Below are 21667 nucleotides of genomic sequence, written 5' to 3' on the forward strand. Positions count from 1 at the left end.
ATGCGGGGAGCGGACACCGTCGGGCGGGACGGCTGGTACGTCAGCAGTGACGAGGACGCCGCGATGTACCGGCTGGTCCGGCTGGTCCATACCGGCTACGAGGGTGAGCTCTGGGAGGCCGAGCGTGTTCTCGGCCGGCTGGGCGGCTCCTGGGCGATCAAGATCCTGCTTCCGCGGCACGTCGTTCCGGACGACAACGAGACCCCGAACGAGGCCCTTGACCGGTGGCGGCGGATGTGGCAGGACACGATCGACCGCACCATCGAGTTGCGGGACATTCCGGGGGTGGTGCCGACGGCTCGGGCGTTCACCGGCCCGGCGCCGCACCCGGACTCCCGGCCGCCGGAGTCCGCCGGGCGCTCACTGTTCCTGGTCACCCCCTGGGTCGACGGGCGGAATCTCGGAACCTGGCAGCAGGAGGAACGCCCCGCGCCCGGCGCCGTCGCCGACGTGGTGGCCCAGTTCGCCCGCCAGCTCGACGCGCTGGCCGACCACGGGCAGGTGCACCGCGACATCTCGCCGGGCAACGTCATGGTCGGAAGTGACGGTCAGGTCAAGCTCATCGACTTCGCGTTCATGCGCGCGACCGGATCGGCCACCACGCGGCGGTTGGCCACGCCGGGCTATGCCGCGCCGGAGCACGAGATCACCCCGGCGTGTGACCGGTACTCGTTCGGCGCGATCGTCTACTACCTGCTGACCGGCGCCCACCCGCCGATGGCGCACGCCCGGGAGCAGGCGGCGCGGGACCTGATCGGCTTCGGGTATCCGGCACGGCTCGCCGAACACGTCGGGTCGCTGCTCGCGTACGAGCCGCGGCAGCGGCCCGCCCCGCTCGTGGACTGGGCGGAGGAGTTCCGGGCGCTGTTCGCCGAGGGTGTTCCCGCCGGGGCGTACCGGGATGTCGCGATCGCGGCGACCGGCGCCGGGGCGATCCGCCTCGCCGCCGCCGGTGTCGACCGGATCGGCGCGGTGACCGTCTCGCCGGTCCGGCATCCGGCGCTGCTCGGCGACGACGCCGGACCGGGGAACCCGCTGTCGGTCGCGGCGGCGCGGCACGGCAGCGGCGAGGTGATCCTCATGGCGACGGCCGCTGACGGAGGCGTCTGGCACCGCAGTGGTGCGCGCTGGCATCAGGTCGAGGATCTTCGGGTGACCGGGCCGGTACGGGTGGCGGCCGGCGGCGACGGCTCGGTGGCCGGATTCGCGGTCGACCGGCAGGGTGTCCTCGCGACGGTGACGGTGTCGCTCGACGGCCGCGCCGAGGTCGTCCGGTCCGCGGTCGCGCGCCGGGTGCTCGCCGCCGCGACCGGGGTGGACGGCCGGCCCCAGGTCGTCGTCGAGGCGGCGGACGGCTCTGTGCTGTGCGGGCCACCACCGCGCCTGGAAGCCGTCGGGCTGGTCGGCGCCGACGCCGCCGCGCTGACCCTGAACACGTGGGGCGAGCTCGTCTGCACGGCGATTCTCACGGCGCAGCGGCGCGTCGCGATCGCCGAGACGCTGCTCGGCGACTGGGAGGAGCCGATGTGGCTCGACGCGCCGGACGAGCCCCTCGACGTCGCCTGCGCCGGACACCGGCAGGGCGTCAGCGTGGCGATCGCGACGGCGGGTGGCCTGTGGCTGCACGACATCTGGACCGAAGCCGACTGGCGGCTGCTGTGGAGCGGGCGCGTCACGCGGGTCGTCATGACACACGGCGGCGGCTGGCGCACGGTGGTGGCGGCCGTGGCGGACCAGCAGATCGTCATGTGCGAGGAGAACGCCGGTGGCGGATGGCCCGCCACCGCGACCCTGGTCAAGGGCTGACCGAAGCACTCGACCCTTGCCGCGCCAGCGTCATCGTCCGCGTGATCGCCTCGTCGCCCATGTAAGCGTAGTTACTGTAACTGTACTTACATGACTTGCCGGTCAGGATGTCTCGGTCAGGGGGCGCCAGATCGTGGCGGTGATGTCGGAGACGACGGTGGTGGCCCAGTCGACGGCGGTCAGGGCGAGGGCCGAGGTGCCGAACCAGACGGCCAGCGCCACGATGACGAGCAGGATCGTGAGCCGGGACAGCCGGTGTACGAGCGGGGGCCGGGTGCGCGGGTCAGCCAATGCCTCCCCATCCCTTCATGAGGATCCAGCGCAGCACCGAGACGGGGCCGCCCGGGTCGGTGTCGCGGCCGGAGACGAGGAAGAAGCGGACCTGCCGGAAGTCGCGCTCGGCGGTCACCAGCAGGTTCTCCAGGCCGTACGAGCGGAGCCAGTCACGGACCGCGGCGCTGTCGTCGCCGGGCATGGTCAGCGGCAGGCGGCATAGCAGGTCGGCCTTGGTGACCACGAAGGCCAGCCGGTTCCGGTCGGTGCGCACTCCGTACTCCTGGAGCCGCTGGGCGGTGGCGTTGTAGGCGTCCTCCGGGTCGTGCAGGGCCGCGTTGGCGTCGGTGAAGACGGTCGCCGACGCGGCGCCGTGCTCGTCGCGGATCCGGCGGATGGAGAACGGGTCGAGGACGAAGGTGAGCGTCTCGGCGGTGTCCAGGTAGGACAGGCCGGCGTTCTGTTCGCGGTCGGTCAGCGTCTCGCCGGCCGCGTCGAACAGGTGCAGCAGGGTGGTGTTCAGGCCCTGTTCGAGGCGGACGGTGACGGCGACCGGCGCGGTGGTGTCGGTCTTCGGGGCCGGGGCGGCGCGGGAGATCAGGTCGGCGTAGACCTCGTACGCGATCCGGCCGCGGTTGTCCGGCATGGTGACGGCGACGCCGGCCTTGTCGGCGGCGCGGTGCAGCCCGACCAGAGCGGCCATGATGAACTGGGTCTTGCCGGCCGACGCCGGGCCGAAGACCGGCGCCCGGACGTCGCGGACCCGGCCGGCGCCGGCGAAGAGCGCCTCCCCGCAGCTGGGGCAGCAGGCCTCCAGATGCCGGCTGTGCGCGGCCCGCAGCACCATGGTGGGCAGCCGCAGCCCGCACGAGCAGCGCCGCCACAGCACGCCGAGCCGGCCGGGCCGCACGTCGCGGTGCAGGTCGTCGCCGGAGGCCCGCTGGGCCGGGCCGTGCCCGCCCCGGCAGCGGTAGGCGGGCACCGCGGCGGTGGCGAAGCAGGCGGTGCAGCTGGCCCGGGACCGCCACATCCGCCGCCAGCCGGCGTCCACGCCGCGCAGCAGGTAGACCAGCGGCGGCCCGGTGATCCAGGCGGCCAGGGTCAGCGCGGCGATCACGAGCAGGCAGGCGGGCAGCACGACGGCGGCGCCGAGGGAGCCGGCGGCCAGGACGGTGAGCACCGGCAGGACCACGATCGGCCACCAGAATCCGCCGCAGTTGTTGCCGGCCAGCCAGCCGACGCCGGTGCGCCAGGCGCCGGTGGTCCAGGCCCAGGCGCGGCCGGTGGTGGCGCCCGCGTCGAGGACCGCCTGTGCCGCGAAGTACTGCGGCCAGGCCGGGTCGCGGCGGACGAACTCGCGGGCGACCCGGCCGGGCAGGCCGGTCCGGGCGCCGTCGGGGGTGAGCAGGCCGGCGCCGGGGCCGGCGAGGACCAGGCCGGCGGCCACGATGACGGCCACGGCGCCGGTCACCACGCTCACCCCGGCCAGCACCAGGCTGACCGGCACGGTGACGAAGAGCAGGCAGGCCAGGGCGCCGGCGTAGTAGACGGCGAATCCGATCACGCGCATCAGGAGCGTCCCCCGCCGAACGGGTGGGTGATGCGGTACCGCTTGCGGCGGCCGGCGAGCCGGTCCACCCGGTTGTCCCAGGCCTCCGCCCACTTGCGGCCCAGCACCTCGGTGACCTGCTGGGCGGCCTGCGTCACGCTCCGGTCGGGCACCCAGGTCAGCCAGTGGTCGAGGGCCTTGCCGAGCGCCGCCTTGCGGGTCTTGTCGTCGCGCAGCCGGTTGCCCTCCAGTTGGAAGGCCATCACCGCGAGCGCGGCCCGGGTGCTGGTCCGCAGCGTGGCGGCGAGCTCGTTGAGGTACGGGTCGAGCAGGTCCGGATGGCGGTCGAACACCTTGTCGCCGGACCGGAAGACGGGCAGGTCGAGCAGGGCGGCGAGGATCCGGGAGGTACGGGCGCGGACCAGTCGGGGCGGGGCGTCGGCGATGTTGGTGAGCAGGCCGGTGACCCGGTCGTCGGGCGGGTCGCCGAGCAGCCGGGCGACCGCGCCGGCGAGGATCTCGTCGGCGGCCAGGGCGACCTCGAGGGCCCGGTCCGGCTGGATCAGGCCGCGGTGGCGCAGGTCGTGGCAGAGCTTGAGCTGGCGGGTGGTGACCGGGCCCTGGCCGGCGACCGGCTCGGTGACTCCGCGGAACACCCGGTCGAGCGGGGGTGTGCCGGGTGGCGCGTTCTCGGCGATCAGCTGCATCTCGTCGGGGCGGGCGAGGGTCTGGCTGAACAGGTCGGTGACGCGTCGCGCGTACCGGTCGGGGTCTTGAAGAACCGCGGAGAGCTCGTCGCGCAGCAGCCCGGGCCGGTCGCCGCCCTCGCGGATCGCGGCGCCCAGCGCCGCGGCGCGCAGCTCGCGTGGCAGCCGGGGGCGGCGGCGCAGCAGCCAGTCCCCCCACATGTCGCCGACGAGGGCCGGTTCGGCGCCGCCGCGTGCGGCCCGGGCCCGCAGCGCCGCGACGACCAGGTCCTCGGTCTCGGCGGCGTGCGGCCATTCGGTGGGGCGCAGCAGCCGGGGGTCGCGGGACAGGTACCGGGCGAGTTCGGTGGAGGCCTCACCGAGCTGGGCCGGGTGCACGTCGGCGCGGTAGCGGTGGGCGACCCGCAGCAGCGCCTCGATGGCGTGCCCGGACCGGCCGGGGGCCCGCAGCGCCTCCAGGAGCAGGGCGAGCGCCTGGTCGTCGCGGTCCGGTCCCCATTCACCGGCGGGCAGTGGGGCGGGCGGCTCGGAGGTGACCGGGCCGCCGGTGACGGCCTCCTCGATGTCCTTGATGAGCAGGGCGATCCGTACCTCGGCGGCCTTGCCGGGCAGCAGGCCGTCGCTGCCGACCTCGTCGAGCAGCCGCAGCACCTCGCGGGACCAGCGTTCGGGCATCTCGGCGAAGAGGTCGGTGAGGTCGGCGCCGTACGCGTCACGCAGTCGTGCCGGCCCGCGCCGCAGCCAGCCGACGACCGCCTCGGCGTGTTCGGGGGGCGGTTCGGCGTGCAGGATGGCGGCGAGCCCGAGGGCCGCGGCGGCCGCGCCGTCGTCGATGCCGGACTCGCTGGCCACGTCGAGGGCGTCGACGGCGTCGCGCGGGTCGCCGTCGAGGAACAGTCGCACCCAGCGGCCGGCGCTGTCGGTGACGGCGACCGGGCTGTGCCGGTGGGTGGTGAGGTCGAAGACGAGGTAGCCGAGCTGGTTGTCGACGCGGGTGGCGGGTCCGGCGAAGTCGGGGTGTACGGCGACGACCGGGGCCGGTGACCGGGCCGGATCGTTGGAGTAGATCTTGAAACCGAGTTCCAGGGCGCGCGGGCGGGGTACCAGCAGGGTGCCGGCGACCAGCCATTCCACGATGTCGCCGACGTCGTCGCCGAGGAACAGCACCCGGCCGTCGCTGCCGGCCCGTTCCAGGGCGGAGACCAGCGCGAACAGCATGGCGGCGCCGTTCGGCCGGGCGAGCACGAACTTGCGGGCGCGGGCCGGGGTGTACGGCACGTCCTCCGGGCTGACGGTGACCGGCGTGGACCGGCCGCCGGGCGCCGGGGTGGTGGTCCAGAACCCGGCGCCGTACAGCTGGGCCGGGCGCAGACCGCGGTACGCCTCCGGAGCGGTGGTGACGAGGGCGTGGGTGAGCTGGTTGCCCTCGCGTACCCCGTTGGCCTCCCGTCCCAGGTAGACGCCGGCCGCGGTGGCCAGGTAGCCGGAGGCGCTGAGGTGCCCGAAGGAGGGCGGGTACTCCCCCGCCGGGCGGCGGTCGGCCATCCAGCGGGCCGGCGGCTCGTACAGCAGGCGGTCCTTGACCAGGGTCTGCGCGGCCACGGCGGCGTCGCTGGAGCGGGCCTGGAACTGGAGGCCGGCGCCGCCGCCGAGGCCTTCGCCGGGGCGGCAGTCGGTGTAGACGAGCGTCTCGAATCGTCGGTCCATGCTCAGCCCCTGTCCGGCACCACGCCGAACTGGCTGAGCAGCCACAGCAGCGGCTCGTCGACCCGGAAGGGGTGTACGCCGTTCGGGTCGATGATGTCGTTGTCGTAGTCGGGTTCGGCGCCCAGCGCGGAGACGGCGAAGTAGCGGAAGTTCTTGTAGTTGTGGGTCAGGTGGTTGTCGACGTCGTGGGCGCCCCAGTCGGCGAGCTGGCCGCGTACGTACTCGTGGGTGGCCCGTCCGGCGGTCTCGTCGTAGTAGGGGCCCTGCTCCGGTCGCTGGACCAGTGGGTGGTCCTCGCCCCAGACGTCGAAGAACGCGTCGATCTTGGCAAAGACCACGGCGACCGGGATCGGGATGTTCTTCCGGCCGCCCAGGTGGCGGCTCTCGCGCAGGTTGTCGGTGACCCGGTTGAGCACGTCCACGGTCGACTGGTTGGTGGTGTACGCCGACTTGGGCAGGTTGATCTGGTCGCGGGCGCGCGGGATGAGGAACGGGTCGAGCAGCAGGATGAGCGCGTCGGCGGCGCCCAGGTAGCGCAGGTTGTCGACGGTCGACATGGACGACAGGTCCTCGCCGGCGGTGTCGAAGAAGGACAGCAGCGTGGTGTCGTACCGGCCCATGCGCCGCTGCCGCCAGCCGAAGACGATCGGGTCGCGGCGGCCCTCGGAGGCCTGCTGGGTCTTGGCGTAGAGCTGCCCGCCGGGGAACAGCTCGCCGGCCGGGTCGAGGTAGTCGGCGCGGCCGGTGGTGTTGCTGAACTGCTCGTCGCCGATCAGCTTGACGTCGGCGCCGAAGCGCAGGCCCATGCCGTGGCGCAGCTGGTCGGCGAGGATGCGCAAGTAGACGCTCTTGCCGGTGTGCGGGGCGCCGGCCATGGCGATGAGCGGGCTGCGGCCCTCGCCGAACGACGGTGGCATCCGGCTGTGGCAGTGCGGGCACACCTTGACGCCGGAGACGGCGTTGCAGACGTCGTGCACCGCCGAGTTGACCGGCAGCAGGCCGCGGCCGGGCGCCGGGAAGGACGGCAGGACCAGCTCGTCGATGCCGGTCAGCTCCTTGCGGGCCGGGTCCTTCTGCGGGACGCACGCCGGCCGGCCGGGGGCTTTGCGCCCGGTGCAGCGGAACCAGAGCCGGCGGGTGTTGATCCGCTCGTAGCAGTAGGGGCAGGCGACGTTCATCAGGAAACCTTCATCTCGTCGATCGGGTCCACGACCCGGATGCCGCGCGGTGACACCACGAAGCAGCGCAGCCGGCCGGGGCGGGCGTGGCGCGGCACGGTGAACGGGACCTCCCACGGGGTGCCGGCCTCGAACCTGAGGCCGGTGAAGTGCAGCAGCGTCTCGCCGGCGTCCGGCCGGGCCGGCAGGGCGTTGCCGGGCATCACGACCAGCCGCAGCTCGACGCCCTCGCAGGTGCGGTCGACGGTGACGCGCAGCATCCGGCGGCCGCGGCTGAGCGGCCCGCCCACCTTGGGCAGCCGGTACGTCAGCGTGCCGCCCACCCCCTCGACGGTCACCGACCGTGGCGCGGACAGCAGGTCGCCGTCGCGGGTGCGGGTCACCGCGCAGACCGTGATCCGGCCGCCACCGGCCCCGGCCGGGATCCGGCAGCCCTGTTCGGCGACCTCGCCGCGGGTCATCCGCCGCCGCTGGACCGGCCCGTCGGCGGGGGTGAAGGTGATGTCGACCAGGTTGATCGACGGCGGCCAGATCCACGACAGGACCACTTCGGACCCGGTACGCCGGGCGCGCAGTTGCTGCACCGAGTCGGCGACGCCGGCGCTGACCGGTTCGCCGACCACCCCGCCGCCCTGGTCGTCGAGGGTGAACGGGGTGTAGACGTGCGGGCCGCCGGGGACCCGGACCGCGATCTGCGACTCCGGCCCGACGGTGAGGCGGTCGCCGGCCAGCGGTTCCCCGAATCCGCGCAGGTCGGCGGCCCGGACCGGGGTGCCGGGCGGCCAGACGGGCGGGACCGGGGAGCGGCGGATCGACACCCGGCCGGAGGGCGGGGTGTGCCAGGCGATGTGCGCGATGGCGCTGTCCTGGTCCTCGGCGGTGACGGTGACCCTGAGCCGCTCCACATGGGCCACCGGTTTCACCGGCTCCGGCTCTTCGTCCTCCTCGAAATCCTCCTCGAACTCCTCCGGCGCTTCCTCCTCCGGGAGGGACGTCCACCAGTCCGGGGAGTGCATCCGGTCGCCGTGGTCGCGCCGCAGGATCTCGTCACGGTCCAGCATCCGGGCGCAGACCCGGGCCGCCGCTCCGGAGCCGCCCTGGCGCTGCTCCCAGAACTCGCGCACCTTTCCCAGCCGGTCGGCGATCTCGGTGCTGGTCATCCCGGGTTCCACGCCGTAGTGGCGGGCCAGGTCGCCGGGCAGGGCGCCGACCTGGTCGCGCAGCGGGTTGACGACGTCCCGCAGGTAGGCCCTGGAATCGAAGGTCACGCCGGTATCTGACGGACAGCTCTGTCCGTCAGATACCGGCGTGATGCTGATCCGAGCGGCTGTGGCGGCGACGCTGCTGGCGGCGACGCCCGCGCAGGCGCCACCGGCCGGGCCCGACGAGGTGTACGCGGCTCTCGGTGTGGACCGGGTGGCGTCCGACTACGTGGTGATGGTGGACGTGTCCGGGTCGATGCGCGGCGCCCGGTACCAGCAGTTGCGCCGAAGCCTGACCGGCTTCTTCGCGGCGCTGGCCCCGGAGGACCGGGTGACGCTGGTGCCGTTCGACGAGCGGGCGAAGGCGGTCACCCGGCAGGTGGGGCGGGAGCCGGGTCAGCTGGCGGCCGGGCTGCCACGGGACGCGGTGGGGGCGTACACGGACATCGGCGCGGCCCTGGAGGCGGGGGTGACGGCGCTGGCCCGGCCGGACGCTCCGCCGCTGGCCACGGTGGTGCTGCTGACCGACGGGCGGCACGATCCGGGGCCGCGCAGCGCCTACCCGCTGACCCAGGGGCACAACTGGAACCAGCTCGCCGACCGGGCCGCGAAGTTGAACAAGGTGTCGCTTCGGGCGTACGCGATCCCGCTCTCCGGCGCGACCGGCGCGACCCTGCTGCGGAAGGTGTTCCCGGGCGCCAGCGTGCTGGCGCCGACGTCGGTGGACCGGCTGACCGCGCAGCTGGCCCGGCCGAAGGCCGAGGCCCGCGCCGCGAAGGCGCGCAGTCTGCTGGCCGCCGAGGTGACCGAGCCGGTGCGGGTGACGTGGCCGGCCGAGCCGATCGGCGCGGGCCGGACCACCGTCGATGTGCGGGTAGAGAATCCGATGCCGCACGTGCCGCTGGTGCTGACCGACCTCGCGGTGACGGGCGCCGAGGTCGCTCCCGGCCCGGTCGAGCTGCCACCGGGGGCGACGGTGACGGTGCCGGTGACCGTCGACTGGGATCCCGGCCCGCGCTCCCTGGCCCCGTTGAAGACGGTGACCGAGCAGCGGGATCTCCAGCTCACCGCCCGGGTGGACTCCCCCTGGTCGGCGGTGCTGACCGGGGATCTGGGGCTGACCCTGGCCGGAGCGCCGGCGGCCGCGCCCGGCACAGCTGAGTTCTCCGCCCAGCGCGGCAGCCTGTGGTGGTGGGTGACCACGGCGGTGCTGCTGGCCGCCCTCACGGTGGTCCTCGTCCGCTGGCGGCGGGGCCGGCTGAGCCCACCGCTGACCGGGGCCGTGACCATCCGGCGGGGCGGCGCCGAGCAGCGCGTCCTGCCGCTGTCCGGGCGCCGGGTGGTGCTCAGCGCGGACGCGACCGGCCTGCCGGGCAGCGGTGAGATCACCGCTGCCCGGTCCGGCGTGGGCTCGTCCGACGTACGGTTGATGATCAGCTATTCACCGGACGGATCGGCGGGCAGTCGCGGTTCGGCGGCCTGCCCGCCGGGCGGCACCGTCTCGGTGGCCGGCACGTCGTTCAGCTGGGATCACCACAACAGGTAGGCGTGGTTGCGCAGTTCCGCCTCGAGGGCCTCGGTCCGGTCCTTCTCGGTCTCCGGGGCGGCCGCCTCCAGGTCGGTGACCAGTTTCTCCAGGGTGTCGCGGTCGTCGTCGGCGACGAACGGCAGCACCTTGTCGCGGGCCTTGCGGACGACCGCCTGCGCCTCGGCGGAGATCCGCGGTTTCGGTGTCGCGCCGACGGTCATCAGGCTGTCCACGTTGCGGCGCATCAGGGGCAGCTGGGTGCGGTCCTCGGCGGCGCCGACCGCGACCTCCGTTTCGGAGAGCACGTTGCCGGTGCGCTGGTCGCGGACCAGGACGTGCAGGATGCCGTCCAGGTCGTACTCGTAGGTGACGGTGAACGAGGCGTCGGTGCGCAGCCGCTGCTCGGGCAGGTCGATGTCCCAGTCCTTGAGGACCACGTTGTCCTCGTGACCGATCGGCTTGTCCGGGTCACCCTCGATCACCTGGACGTTGACCTGCTCCTGGAAGTCCATGGCCGGCACGTACGAGTCGGTGGCCCGGGCCGGGTACTTGGTGTTGCGGCGGATCAGCACCGAGAAGGAGCCCTCCGGCGGTGACGAGTCGTTGTGCACCACGATGCCGAGGGCGTGTTCGGTGCCGACGTGGAAGTCGAGGTCGGTGACGGTGCCCTGGAGGATGCCGGAGGCGATGGCGGCGCCCTGGGCGACGGCGAGCATCGGGTTGACGCCGGTGGACGGCTCGACGCCGACGATGTCGGAGACGAACCGGCGGATCACCGGCATGTTGGAGCTGCCGCCGACCATGACCAGGTGGTCGATGCGGCCGGGGCTGTCGCGCAGGCAGATGTCGACGGGTTCGCGGGTGCGCTGGACGAGGGCGGCGACCGACTCCTCCAGCAGGGCGCGGCTGACCTGGTGGTAGCCGCCGCCCGGCAGCGGGATCCGGGTGGTGTCCTGCTGCGACAGTTCGATCTTGGCGCGTTCCAGGTCGAGCCGGAACAGGCCCTGCTTCTCGTCGTCCCAGTCGGCCGAGCCGGGGATCTGCGGCAGGACGGCGGCCCGGAAGGCGTCGTCGATGTCGAGGCCGCCGAGCCGCTGCACGCCCTTGGACGCCTGCTCGATGAAGACGCCGTCGAAGGCCTGCAGGACGGTGACGTCGAGGGTGCCGCCGCCCCAGTCGAAGACCAGGATCCGCTGGTTCTGGCCGATCGCGTGGGCGTACGCCATGGCGGCCGCGGTGGGCTCGTTGATGAGGGCGAGCACCTCCATGCCGGCCAGCCCGGCGGACAGTTTGGTGCGGAAGCGGGCCAGGCCGCGGCTGTTCGCCGGGATGGTGACGACGGCCCGGTTGAGTTTGGCGATGATGCCGGCCGCGGCGGCCTGCTGCTGGATGTGCCGGAAGAACATGGCGGCCGCCACCTCGACCTTGAGGTCCTGGTCGCCGATGGTGACCGAGTCCTCCGTGGCGAACAGCCGCTTGACCGCCTCCAGCTTGCCGGTGCGCTGGCGTTTGGCGGCCCAGCCGAACACCGGGTCGCCGCCCTCGAAGCCGATGACCGATGGCAGCACCCGGTCGAATTCGAGGTTCGCCCACTCCAGCGGCAGGCCGGGGTCGAGCGGCACGGCCTCGACCCCGTTCGCCGTGGTACGGGCGAGAACGCTGTTGGTGGTGCCGAAGTCGATCCCGAAAGCGTCGCTCATTCTGTTTCTTCCTCCCCCTCATCCTGTGGAGACCGGTGCCCCTCGTCCTGTGGAGACCGGTGCCCCACGTACTTGGCGACGCCGAGCCGCACCGTGCGGCCGGTCGCCCGGTCCACGTAGGCGGCCTCGATCACCTCGGGGCGGCCGCTGTCGCGGTCGCCGACGAACTTGAAGTAGCGGGTGGATTCAGGGTCGTCGGCGTCGTCAACCTTCTCCAGGCCGGCCTGGTCCAGACAGCGGCCGAGCAGCTCGGCGAGGTCCTCGGCGGCGGCGCCGTGTGCGACGGCGGCGTCGATCTGGGCCAGCTGCGACAGGTGGCTGGTCCGGTTCTGTACGGCGGCGACGACCTGTTTGCGCAGTCCCTCGTACGCCTCGGCGGCCGCGGCCGTACTCGGTTCGCGGACCAGGGTGACGGTCTCGATCCGCTCGACCCGGCGGTCGATCTGGTCGATGAGCTTGGCTATCTTCTCGATGGCCTCGAACTGCTGCTGTCTCCTGCCGAACACGGTCTTCCCTTCGGATGCGGTGGTCAGGGTGCCGGGATCGCGGTCCGGCCGGCCCGGTCGAGGACGAGGTGGCGCAGGTGTTCGCGGGCGGCGGCCCGCTGCACGGCGTCGAGGCCGGGGCCGCTGTCGCCGCTGCGGCGGGCCATCGGCCGGGGCCTGGGCGCGAACTCGCCCGGTCCGCTGGGGGCGAGCACCGCCGGGTCGTGCGGGATCCGGTAGAGCCACAGCACCGTGTCCGGCTCCTTGATGGCCTCGTCGATCTGGTTGAGCGCCCAGGTCAGTTCGGTCATCCGGTCGCGGCCCTCGGCGCCGAGGCGGCGCAGCGGGCGGGCCCGGCGGGCGAAGGCGAGGTTGGCCTCCTCACGGCCGGCGCCGAACGGGATGCCGAGGATGACGTACGGGTTGCGGTCGGCCATCAGAAGTCCCCCCGGAGCGTGTCGATCTGTCCGGCGAGCGCGTCCGCCTGGCCGCGCAGCATGTCCGGGATCTCGTTCATCGGGCCGTCCAGCGGGAACTGGACGAGAAGTACCTGGTAGGCGCGCATCCGGTCGACGATCGTCTGCATGTGGTCGAGGAGCTCCAGCTGGATGCGGGACAGCGACCAGTCGTTGCTGCGGTCCCAGCTGCGGCGTTCGACGAGTTCGTTGTACTGGTCGCCGAGGTTGTCGACGGCGCGGGACATGGCGTTGCCGAGGGCGAACGCGGCGACGCCCAGACAGCGGCCCAGTTCCTCGGCGAGGGCCTCGCGGACCGGCTCGGGGAACTCGTCGCGGGTACGCAGGAACTCGTACGCCGGCTCGAACAGGAACCGTTTCTCCGACTCCGGCCGCAGGTCCTGGTCGTCGCCGAGGCCCATGGCCAGGTGGCCGCCGGCCTGCATGGACAGGATCAGCCGTGCGCGGGGTTCCAGGACGCCGCCGTCGAGCAGGAGCTCGATCACCCCGGCCAGGCCGGCCGCCTCGCCGAAGTCGCGGTGCACCAGGTCGAGCAGCAGGTCGGCGAACCAGTCCCGCTCGCGGGCCTGCCACTCCGGGCGGGGGTCGCGCCGCCAGATCTGCGACAACACCTCGGCCAGGTCGGCGAACGTCTCCGGCCGGTGCTCCTCCAGGATCCGGCAGCGGGTCTGGAAGTAGCGCACCATGTCGGCCTGGTTCCAGCCGGTGGCGCGGATCGCGGGGGTGGCGGCCACCCAGGACGCGTCGTTGTTGGCGCTGAACTTGACCAGGTCCAGGAAGAAGTCGTCGTCGTCGATCTGGTCGGCGAGCCGGCCGTGCACCAGGGCGGCCAGCTCCGGCGGGTACTCGGTGACCGCGTCGTCACCGATCCACAACCCCAGCGCCTTGATCAGTGCGCCGTTGCGCAGCCGCTGGTCGGGGGCCTCACGGGCCAGCCGGACCAGCGGTGCCTCCGCGGCCGCGGAACCCTGCTCGGCGGCGATCACCGAGGCGTTCAGGGTGAGACCGGCACGGAACCTGGCGGCCGGTCCGGTGTCGAGGGCGGCGAGCGCGCCGTCGTGGTCGCCGAGCTGCCATTTGGCGTACGCCACGAGGCTCGCGACCTCGTCGGCGAGCGGCCCGCCGCGGGTGGCCCGGCCGATCGCGCGGGCCAGCCGGACGGTTCCCTCCCAGTCGCCGTCGTAGACCAGGCGGGTGAGGCGGCACAGCCCGTACCAGGCGGCGAAGTCGGGGTGGGCGGTGCTGACGTGCTCGGGGACGGTGATCCGGCCCTGGAGGGCGGCGTCGCGCAGCAGGGGCCAGGCGGACCGGTCGGCGGCGAGCTGTTCCGGGACCTCGCCGCCGCCGTCGATCAGGTCGACGAGGGCACGGGTCTCCGGCCACAGCTCGTCGGCGTGGCCGCGGTCGCGGTCCCGGACGAAGGCGAGCAGCGCCCGGTAGTGGCCGACGGCGGGGTCGGTGCCGTCGAGGGCGTCGAGGGCCTCGGTGTCGCGGGCCAGGTAGTGGCGGCGGGCCTGTTCGGCGGTGAACCCGGCGGCGGCCAGCTCGTCCGGGGTGACCCGGCCCGGGTGCAGCCGGCATCGCAGGTAGGCGCCGCGGGCGGTGCCGTCGGCGTCGACCTTGGTCAGGGCGTGGGCGTCGACCAGGTCGTCGAGCAGCGCCTCGGGTAGCTCGGTGAGCAGTCCGGCGTACTGGTCGAGGTTGGTTCCGTTGAGGCCGGCAAAGTAGGCGTCGAGGGCCCGGGTGTTCGGGCCGGCATGCGGCTCGATCGGGATGCGGCGGCGGTCCCGGATCCGCTCGGCGGCGGCCACCGCCTTCGGGACTCCGCTGGTGGCGGCGTAGGCGACGGTCACCTGGACCAGATCGTCGGCGTCCTGGTCGAGCAGGTGGCGCAGGGCGCGGGCGTCCGGGTCGGTGTCCTCGAACGGGGCGAGCTGGGCGGCGGCCTGCGCGGCCAGGCCGGTGTCGGCGAGCAGCCCGGCGGTGTGCGACAGCAGCAGCGGGATCCGGACCGCGTACCGGCCGACGGGCAGTTTGGCGAGCCAGGCCATCATCTGGCCGAGGTCGCCGCGCAGCGCCGCCTGGCGGGCCTGGTACCAGCAGAGTTCGGTCTCGGTGAGCTTGGCCTGCGGCAGCCAGAACTGCCGGCCGAGTGCGATGGCGTCCGCCGCGGCGGCCCGGCGGCGGCCCAGGTCGCGGCCGGCGAGGTCGTCGGCGTACGTCTTGAGGCGGGCGTCGTTCCAGGACGCCTTGACCGCGCCGGCGCCGGCCGCGTGGGAGGCCGCCCAGAGCCGGCCGGCCTCGCCGATGACCGCCGGTCCGGGCACGTCGACGTGGCGCATCCGGGCGAACTCGGCGGCGCCGACGCTGTTCGGCTGGTCACCCTTGCCGAGCACGGACAGCGTGTCGCCGGTCGCGGCCACGACGATCCCGGTACGGGTGAGGAACAGTCCGGGGAGCACCACCACCTGTCCGATGCGGGCGTCCCCGGCCGCCGGGGCGGTCAGGTCGGTGCCGCATTCGGCGCAGTTCCCGGCGCCGTCACCGGCGGTCGTCCCGCAGGCACGGCACCACCTGCCCGGGTCATCTGCCATCGCGTACCCACCCCCGGCCCTCGACGAAGACGAACGATCCGGCCCGTTTGCCGTTCTCGATCGGACCGGTGCCGGTCTTCGGCGGGTCCGGCGGGCGTGGCTTCGGGACCTGTGGCTGTTGCTGTGGTCGTGGTTTCGGCGCGGGCGGTCCGCCGGGCCGCATCGACTCGTACAGCTCGCGGGCGGCGGGCCGGTCGTCCGGTGCGGCGCCGATCGCGCGTTCCAGCAGTTCGGCGGCGGGTTTCCCCCAGGCCCGGCGGAAGATCCGCAGGGCGGCGTCCGGCTTCCGGTTGACCGCCTTGCCGCGGCCGTTGTCGACCACCCGGACCAGCATCAGGGCGAGCTTGTAGACGTCGGTGGCCCGGTTCTGCACGGTGGTCCGCGGCAGCAGCGTGTTGATCGACTTCTGGTCGCCGCGTTTGCGGGCGGCGCGCAGCTGCGAGGCGGCGAGCAGCGCCTCGGGCGGTTCCCAGTGCGGGGTCTGCGGCTGGCCGCCGAAGGCGCCGCGGCTGCCCTCGACGCGGGCCGCGTCCGCGTCGATGATCATCACCTGGGGCCGGGGGCCGCTCACGTCGTAGACCATGTTGCGGCCGGAGATGTCGCCGAGCACCACGTTGCGGTGGTGGGTGAGGGCGCACACCCGGGCGATCTGCACGGCGACCGCGCGGCGCTGCTCTCCGCTGGTGGCGGGCAGGCCGATGCGGGCCATGTCCTTGGTGTCGCCGAACAGCATGTCGACCTCGCGGGGCACCCGCCGCCGCTGCCCGGAGCGGGTGTGCAGGTCCTGGAAGTAGGCGGCCGGGATGAGCGGCAGGAGGATGCCGCACGCCTCGTCGCCGTCGACGACGACCCGCAACGGCCAGGTGACCAGCCTGTCCCAGGCGGCGCGCTGCTGGTCGGTCATGGCGAGCCGCCGCCGGACCAGGTCGAGCAGGCCCCGCTTGAGCGCGGGGCCGGCGATCGTCCTGGTCCGGTCCTTGTACTCCTTGTAGACCAACGGCGGGTGGCCGGGCAACTGGAAGCCGGGCAGCCGGTAGATCACCGCGGTGCCGCCCTTGCCCAGGTGGTCGAGCCGCCCGAGCACCCCCTTGCCGACCGTCTCCGGATCAGTGGTCATGTCGGCTCCGGGGCGACCCAGACGGCGATCACGGTGCGGTCGTCCATGAAGGTCTTGCGGTAGAAGCCGACCTGGTTGGCGAACTCGATGGTGTCCGGCGGCTCCGCCCACTGCTCGGCCAGGAACCGGCCGACCACCCCGCCGCCGCTGCCCATCGGGTCGCCGATGCCGTCGGTGATCACCGCGAGCACGTCGCCGGGCCGCAGGGTCAGCGTCACCGGCTCCGGTTCGACCTCGCGGGGCAGCGGCCGGACCGCGTTGGAGGCCACCTCCTCGCCGTCGCCCTTGACGGCGGTCACCGGGCGCCAGCCGTCGCCGTCGAGGATCAGCGCGGCCGAGTCGCCGGCCAGCGACGCGACCACCGCCCGGTGGGTGCCGTCGGCGTCCGCCTGGGTGGCCACCGCGAAGGCGACCGCCGTCGTCGACATGAGCGCGCGGACGTCGGCGAGGGCCGCCTCCTCGACCTTGGCGGTGTGCAGGAACTCCCGGTGGATGGCGGCGTTGACCCCGGCCACGCCGGCCGCCCAGTCCAATGTGCCGAGGTCGGCGTCCGGGCCGGCGGCAAGCCCGTCGATCAGTTCCGCGGCGAGCTTCTCGCAGGCCAGGTCGGCGGCCCGGTGCGACATCCGGCCGTCGGACACCCCGTCGGCGACACAACCGACCAGCCAGTGGTCGTCGCGGGTGACGGTCACGACGTACGAATCCTGCCGGGGTCTGCCCGTCTCCAGATGGCCGATGCCGCGCAGGCTGGCGGCCCGGTAGTCGAGCATGCCGACGCGGCCACCGTCGAGTGTCACGTCCGGGCGACGGCGGACCAGGACCGGGGGCACGGCCACCACGGACGGCTGGTTGCCGGCGTCGCCGACGATCCACCGCCCGTTGGGGTGCCGTGCCCAGGCGACCTCAGTTCCAGTCACTGTCGAGGTCCTCGTCGTCCAGCACGAAGCCGCCGCCGCTGCCCTGCTCGCTGACCGACTGGGCGGAGGCGATGACGCTGGACAGCAGGATCTCGGCGACCTTCGTGATCGCCTTGGCCGGGTCGGCGCCGTCACGCATCACGTAGCTGCGCATCGGCTTCTTGGATCCCTCTTTCGGGTAGACCCACTGGTCGAGCTGGTCCTTGGTGGCGGTGCCCACGCCGAACGGGATCAGGTTGGGCCGCAGCTTGAACGACGGGTCGGTGAGCTCGTTGTAGGCGGCGACGATGTCGGACTGGTCGTCGGTCGGCTCGCCGTCGGTGATGAAGAAGACCGCCGGCCGGTACGCCTTGTAGTTGTCGCCGCGCAGCTGCGCGTAGTCCTTCTCGATCTCCTGGCGCAGCAGGCGGAACGCGGCCGCGTACGACGTGGCGCCCCGCACCGTGAACTGCGGGATCGGGTTGACGTTGCGCACGTCGTCGAGCCGCAGCACGACCCGGGCGTCGTCGGAGAAGTCGACGGCGCCGAGGCGAACCACGTCGCCCAGCGTCGGCGACGCCTCGATGCCGTCGATCACGGTCGGCAGGATCTCGTTGGCCGCCTGGATCGCCGACTTGTCGCCGCCCTGCGGAACACTCATCGACAGCGAGACGTCCACGACGATGTAGAAGGGCAGGACCAAAAGCCGGTCGTCGCCGTGGGTGTCCGTCGCGGATGTGGTCATCGGACTTTCCTCTCGTCCCCGGAAAACCATCAAGCGGCGGTAATCTCCGCTCGCCGTTAACTGACGGACAGGAGGAACATCGGTGGATGTCTCGGCCGCGACCACGGCCCTGCGGACCGCCCTGCGCTACGACCCGTCGCTGGCCGGCGAGCCGGACCGGCTGGCCCGCGCCCTGGAGGATCTGCTGCCCGGCGACGACCGGACCGTCGCCCTGCTGGTCGCCGCGGCCCGGGCCGGGGTGCCGGAGCTGCTCGCCGGAGGGCACGCCGACCAGGCCCGGGACCGCCTCACCGGATACGCCGGGTTGCGCCCGGAGATCGCCGGCCAGTTGCTGGCCGCCTGGTCCGGCGACGACCCGGACACGCCCGCCGAGTCACCCGGCCCGCCGGCCGCCGTGGCGCTCGGCGACGGCCCGGTACTCGCCCTGGTGACCGGCTCCGGAGTCTTCACCGGCTCCGCCGGCACGTGGCGGCGGGTGGCTTCCCCACCCGGCGCGACCTCCCGCGACGTGGCCCTCGCCGGCGGCCACGTGCTCTGGACCGGCCCGGGCGGCGTGTTCGCCCACCGCCTCACCAACGGCGAACCGAGCCTCCACCCCCACACCGGCGACAAGCCGAGCCCACACCACCACACCGGCGACGAACCGCGCCCGTACCGCCACACCGGCGACGAACCGCGCATCGTGGCGGCCGCCGACCAGGTGCGCTATCCGCTGGCCGCGGTCTGCACGGACGGCGGCACGATCGACGTCTTCTGGACACCTGACCGGGTACGCATCGAGCACGCGGCCCTGCGCGACTGGGGCGGTGCATCGTCGCTCGCGGTGCCGCCGGCGCCGTCGGGTGAACGGCTGACCGCACTGGCGGCGGCCACTGTGTCGGGGCGGACGGTGTGGCTCGCGGCGCTCACCGAGGCCGGCACGACGGCCCATGCCCGCTGGGATCTGGCCACCGGCATCGGCGACTGGACGCCGGTCGATCCCCCGGCCCGACTGGCGACGCTCACCCTGGCCGGCCGGTGGCTGCTGGCGTACACGGTGACGGGCCATCTGCTCGCCTACGACCTGGACGGCGCCCGGCAGTGGCGCAGCGTCGACCATCCGGCCGGCGTGGCCCGCTCCACCCGCGCTCCACACGCCATCGCCGCAACCCGCGACCTGCTCCTGGTCGCCGGCCCGTCCGGCACCTGGACGGCACCCATCGACTCCCTCACCGAGGTGCCCCGCCTGGGCCCCGCAACCCTCTTGAACCTTTAACCCCTTCCCGGTACGCACGACCCCGCCCCCGTCTCACCAGGACAGTCCCGCCCCACCCCGCGACCTGACTGCCCACTCCCGCCCGTGCCGCGCCCGCCGGGCGCAGATCGGTGGCCCCCCAGGTCGCCCCAGGCGCCCACCCGAGATCTTGAACGCCCGGCCACCGATTCCAGTGGCCAATCACCCAAGATCGCAGGCAAAAGAGGGCGCGCCACCCGCCCGCCCGCGCCCGCGCCACCCGCTCGCCCGCGCCACCCGCTCGCCCTCTCGCCCGCTCGCCCGCTCGAGCGATCGCCCGCTCGAGCGCCTCGGCGATCTTGAACGCCAAGCCACCGAATGCGGTGGTTAATCGTCCAAGATCACAGGTGGAGAAGGGTGCGGGGCGCGCCGCCCGCTCGAGGCGGGGCGGGGTGCGTGGGCGTACCGGGAATGGGGTTAAAGGAGGGTTTCCACGAGGTCTGGCAGGTGATCGGGGCCGTGACGGTGGAGGGTGGCGCGGAGGCCCGCGGCGGCGAGGGCCGGCACGTGGTCAGGGAGCAGGGCGTGCACGTCGGCGTCGAGGGAGGCGCGAGCGGCCAGGACGTCGGTGTCCCGGTCGGTAGGCAGGCCGTCGGCGACGATCACGACGATCGGGCGGGGCGTGGCGAAGCCGTCGGCGGCGAGTTGGTCGGTGTCGTGGGCGGTGCAGCTCGCGAGCATCCGCAGCCCGGCGGCCAGGGAGCTGAAGCCGCCGGGGCGGGGTACCGGCAGGTGGTGCAGGCCGGTGACCCGGGTCAGCGGGATCAGCAGGGCGGCCTGGTCGGCGTAGGTCACCATGCCGAGCCAGGCCTGGTCGCCGCGGGCGCGTTCGATCCGGTCGACGACGGCCGGCAGCGCCTGGGCGGCCCGTTGGTGGAAGCCGTGCCGCACGGTCGATCCGGACACGTCCAGCAGCAGGTAAACGACGGCCACGTCAGAACCTGACGGACCGGTGTCTCAGGTGGGGTCGTGGTAGCCCTCGTCGGCGCGTTCCGGGCGGAGGCGGTCCTCGGCCCGGCGAGCGTACGAGCCGGGCATCACCACGTCGGAGACCGTGCGCTGATCCGTCATGTTGTCCGGCTACCCACCGGCGGGCCGGCCCGGGCCATCCCACCCCGGCTACCCACCGGCGGGCCGGGGTGGGATGGCCCGGGCCGGGTCGATAAGGTCGACCCTGGCCTGGCGACGTGGGTTTCCGCCGGTGGAAGGAGGGGCCGGTGGCGGGGGACACCGACGCCGGTGCGCGGTACCGGCTGTCGTTCACCAGTGGCGCCCTGCTGGCCCGGGAGGCGGCGGTGGTCGCGCCGGTGTTCCTGGCGGAGCGTGACTGGGCGCGCGTGCGGGCGCGGATCGAGTCGCAGAACCTGTTGCAGGCGCGGACCGTGACGTCGGGTCAACGGCTGGCCCGTGAGGTGGTGCAGCGGCTGTCAGTGCTGTCCGGTGGCGAGATCGAGGCGCTGGCCGGTGCGACCGCCACCGAGCGGGGGCATCTGCTGTGGCTGGCGGCCTGCCGGCGGTACCGGTTGATCGGCGACTTCGCCGAGGAGGTGCTGCGGGAGCGGTTCCTGCTGCGCGTGCCGGCGCTGACCCACGACGACTTCGACGGTTTCGTACGCGGCAAGGCGGTGTGGCACGACGAGCTGGCCGGGCTGACCACGTCGACGGCGCGCAAGCTGCGGGCGAATCTGTTCCGGATGCTGCACGAGGCCGGTTTCCTGACCGAGAGCGGCGGGCTGGCCGGGGCGGTGCTGTCGCCGCGGACGGTCGGCGTGCTGCGGCCGGGCGAGGTGCGTTTCTTTCCGACGATCAGCGAGGTGCCGGGGGCGTGATGACGGCGAGTGACCTGCCGCGGCAGGAGGAGCACCTGTTCGCGGTGCTCAGCGGCAAGCGGTTCCTGGCCATGGAGGGCCTGGGCAACGAGGTGCCGTTCTTCATCTACCCGTACGCGCCGGAGGACGCCCTCGAGGTGGGCCGGGCGAAGCGGCGGCTGCGTAACCGGCTCGGCGCCCAGGGTGTCGAGGTCCTGGAGGTGGACCTGTACGACCTGGCGGTGGAGATCCTCCAGGCGCGGGGTGTGTGGGACCGGCTGCTCGGGATCGAGCCGGAGCAGGACCGTGACGACTTCCGGGAGCTGTTGCAGGGGATGCTCGATCCGCAGCGGCATCTGGCTCCGGCGATCCGGGCGAGGCTGGCCGAGCGGGACTGCGACATCGTGTTCCTGACCGGTATCGGTGAGGTCTTTCCGTACATCCGCTCGCACAACGTGCTGAACAACCTGCAGAGCGTGGTGACCGGGCGGCCGATGCTGATGTTCTTCCCGGGCCGCTACGAGCAGTCCGACACGCTGGGCTCGTCCCTGGTGTTGTTCGGCCGGCTCACCGACGACCAGTACTACCGCGCCAAGAACATCCTGGAGCAGGAGGCCTAGATC

At 73.3% G+C, this 21667-nt stretch carries 18 protein-coding genes; 5 read left to right on the top strand and 13 right to left on the bottom strand.

What is annotated here, in order from left to right; all coding sequences use genetic code 11:
* Positions 1-1806 carry a protein kinase domain-containing protein gene (locus BJ964_RS45615; protein WP_188126483.1) on the top strand — a complete coding sequence of 602 codons (1806 nt, stop codon included), beginning with the start codon at positions 1-3 and terminating at the stop codon, positions 1804-1806.
* 102 nt (positions 1807-1908) lie between these two features.
* Here the strand turns inward: BJ964_RS45615 and BJ964_RS45620 are convergent, their stop codons facing one another.
* Genes BJ964_RS45620 through BJ964_RS45640 form a run of 5 tightly spaced genes read right to left on the bottom strand, consistent with a single transcriptional unit; the run spans position 1909 to position 8488 of the window.
* Positions 1909-2097, bottom strand: coding sequence for a hypothetical protein (locus tag BJ964_RS45620; RefSeq protein ID WP_188126484.1), 189 nt, complete (start codon positions 2095-2097; stop codon positions 1909-1911).
* Positions 2090-3649, bottom strand: coding sequence for a TRAFAC clade GTPase domain-containing protein (locus tag BJ964_RS45625; protein WP_188126485.1), 1560 nt, complete (start codon positions 3647-3649; stop codon positions 2090-2092). The genes BJ964_RS45620 and BJ964_RS45625 overlap by 8 nt, the downstream gene beginning before the upstream one ends.
* Positions 3649-6042, bottom strand: a complete 2394-nt coding sequence (locus BJ964_RS45630; RefSeq protein WP_188126486.1) for a GTPase-associated protein 1-related protein — start codon at positions 6040-6042, stop codon at positions 3649-3651. Before BJ964_RS45630 ends, BJ964_RS45625 begins: the two co-directional genes overlap by 1 nt.
* Positions 6043-6044: 2 nt before the next feature.
* Positions 6045-7220: a hypothetical protein gene (locus tag BJ964_RS45635; RefSeq protein WP_203832554.1), complete on the bottom strand. Its 1176-nt coding sequence runs from the start codon at positions 7218-7220 to the stop codon at positions 6045-6047.
* On the bottom strand, positions 7220-8488 hold the full coding sequence (locus tag BJ964_RS45640) for a hypothetical protein (RefSeq protein ID WP_188126487.1): 1269 nt from the start codon (positions 8486-8488) through the stop codon (positions 7220-7222). The genes BJ964_RS45635 and BJ964_RS45640 overlap by 1 nt, the downstream gene beginning before the upstream one ends.
* A 43-nt stretch (positions 8489-8531) precedes the next feature.
* On the opposite strand from BJ964_RS45640, the gene BJ964_RS45645 reads away from it, so the two are divergent.
* Positions 8532-9968, top strand: coding sequence for a vWA domain-containing protein (locus BJ964_RS45645; RefSeq protein ID WP_229807159.1), 1437 nt, complete (start codon positions 8532-8534; stop codon positions 9966-9968).
* Here BJ964_RS45645 and BJ964_RS45650 read toward each other — a convergent pair.
* Genes BJ964_RS45650 through BJ964_RS45680 form a run of 7 tightly spaced genes read right to left on the bottom strand, consistent with a single transcriptional unit; the run spans position 9953 to position 17963 of the window.
* A complete protein-coding gene (locus BJ964_RS45650; RefSeq protein WP_188126489.1) occupies positions 9953-11650 on the bottom strand; it encodes an Hsp70 family protein in 1698 nt (565 codons plus the stop codon). The two genes, BJ964_RS45645 and BJ964_RS45650, sit on opposite strands and share 16 nt — an antisense overlap.
* Positions 11647-12156, bottom strand: a complete 510-nt coding sequence (locus BJ964_RS45655) for a hypothetical protein (RefSeq protein ID WP_188126490.1) — start codon at positions 12154-12156, stop codon at positions 11647-11649. Before BJ964_RS45655 ends, BJ964_RS45650 begins: the two co-directional genes overlap by 4 nt.
* A 23-nt stretch (positions 12157-12179) precedes the next feature.
* The gene (locus BJ964_RS45660; protein WP_188126491.1) at positions 12180-12572 is read right to left on the bottom strand and encodes a hypothetical protein; all 393 of its coding nucleotides are present in this window, start codon (positions 12570-12572) and stop codon (positions 12180-12182) included.
* On the bottom strand, positions 12572-15205 hold the full coding sequence (locus tag BJ964_RS45665) for a hypothetical protein (RefSeq protein WP_188126492.1): 2634 nt from the start codon (positions 15203-15205) through the stop codon (positions 12572-12574). The genes BJ964_RS45660 and BJ964_RS45665 overlap by 1 nt, the downstream gene beginning before the upstream one ends.
* The gene (locus tag BJ964_RS45670) at positions 15195-16322 is read right to left on the bottom strand and encodes a hypothetical protein (RefSeq protein WP_188126493.1); all 1128 of its coding nucleotides are present in this window, start codon (positions 16320-16322) and stop codon (positions 15195-15197) included. The genes BJ964_RS45665 and BJ964_RS45670 overlap by 11 nt, the downstream gene beginning before the upstream one ends.
* Entirely contained in the window at positions 16319-17239 is a 921-nt protein-coding gene (locus BJ964_RS45675; protein WP_188126494.1) for a protein phosphatase 2C domain-containing protein, read from the bottom strand. The genes BJ964_RS45670 and BJ964_RS45675 overlap by 4 nt, the downstream gene beginning before the upstream one ends.
* Positions 17226-17963 (bottom strand): vWA domain-containing protein, encoded by a 738-nt coding sequence (locus BJ964_RS45680; RefSeq protein ID WP_188126495.1) that lies wholly within the window; start codon positions 17961-17963, stop codon positions 17226-17228. Before BJ964_RS45680 ends, BJ964_RS45675 begins: the two co-directional genes overlap by 14 nt.
* 82 nt (positions 17964-18045) lie before the next feature.
* Here BJ964_RS45680 and BJ964_RS45685 point away from each other — a divergent pair, with 82 nt between their 5' ends.
* Positions 18046-19218, top strand: a complete 1173-nt coding sequence (locus BJ964_RS45685; protein ID WP_188126496.1) for a hypothetical protein — start codon at positions 18046-18048, stop codon at positions 19216-19218.
* Between the two features lie 435 nt (positions 19219-19653).
* Here the strand turns inward: BJ964_RS45685 and BJ964_RS45690 are convergent, their stop codons facing one another.
* On the bottom strand, positions 19654-20169 hold the full coding sequence (locus BJ964_RS45690) for a vWA domain-containing protein (RefSeq protein ID WP_188126497.1): 516 nt from the start codon (positions 20167-20169) through the stop codon (positions 19654-19656).
* Between the two features lie 284 nt (positions 20170-20453).
* Between BJ964_RS45690 and BJ964_RS45695 the strand changes: the two genes are divergently transcribed.
* Entirely contained in the window at positions 20454-21065 is a 612-nt protein-coding gene (locus BJ964_RS45695) for a DUF1819 family protein (protein ID WP_188126498.1), read from the top strand.
* Positions 21065-21664 carry a DUF1788 domain-containing protein gene (locus BJ964_RS45700; RefSeq protein ID WP_188126499.1) on the top strand — a complete coding sequence of 200 codons (600 nt, stop codon included), beginning with the start codon at positions 21065-21067 and terminating at the stop codon, positions 21662-21664. Before BJ964_RS45695 ends, BJ964_RS45700 begins: the two co-directional genes overlap by 1 nt.
* Positions 21665-21667: the final 3 nt, after the last annotated feature.

It is taken from the genome of Actinoplanes lobatus (genome assembly GCF_014205215.1).
Taxonomy (GTDB): domain Bacteria; phylum Actinomycetota; class Actinomycetes; order Mycobacteriales; family Micromonosporaceae; genus Actinoplanes; species Actinoplanes lobatus.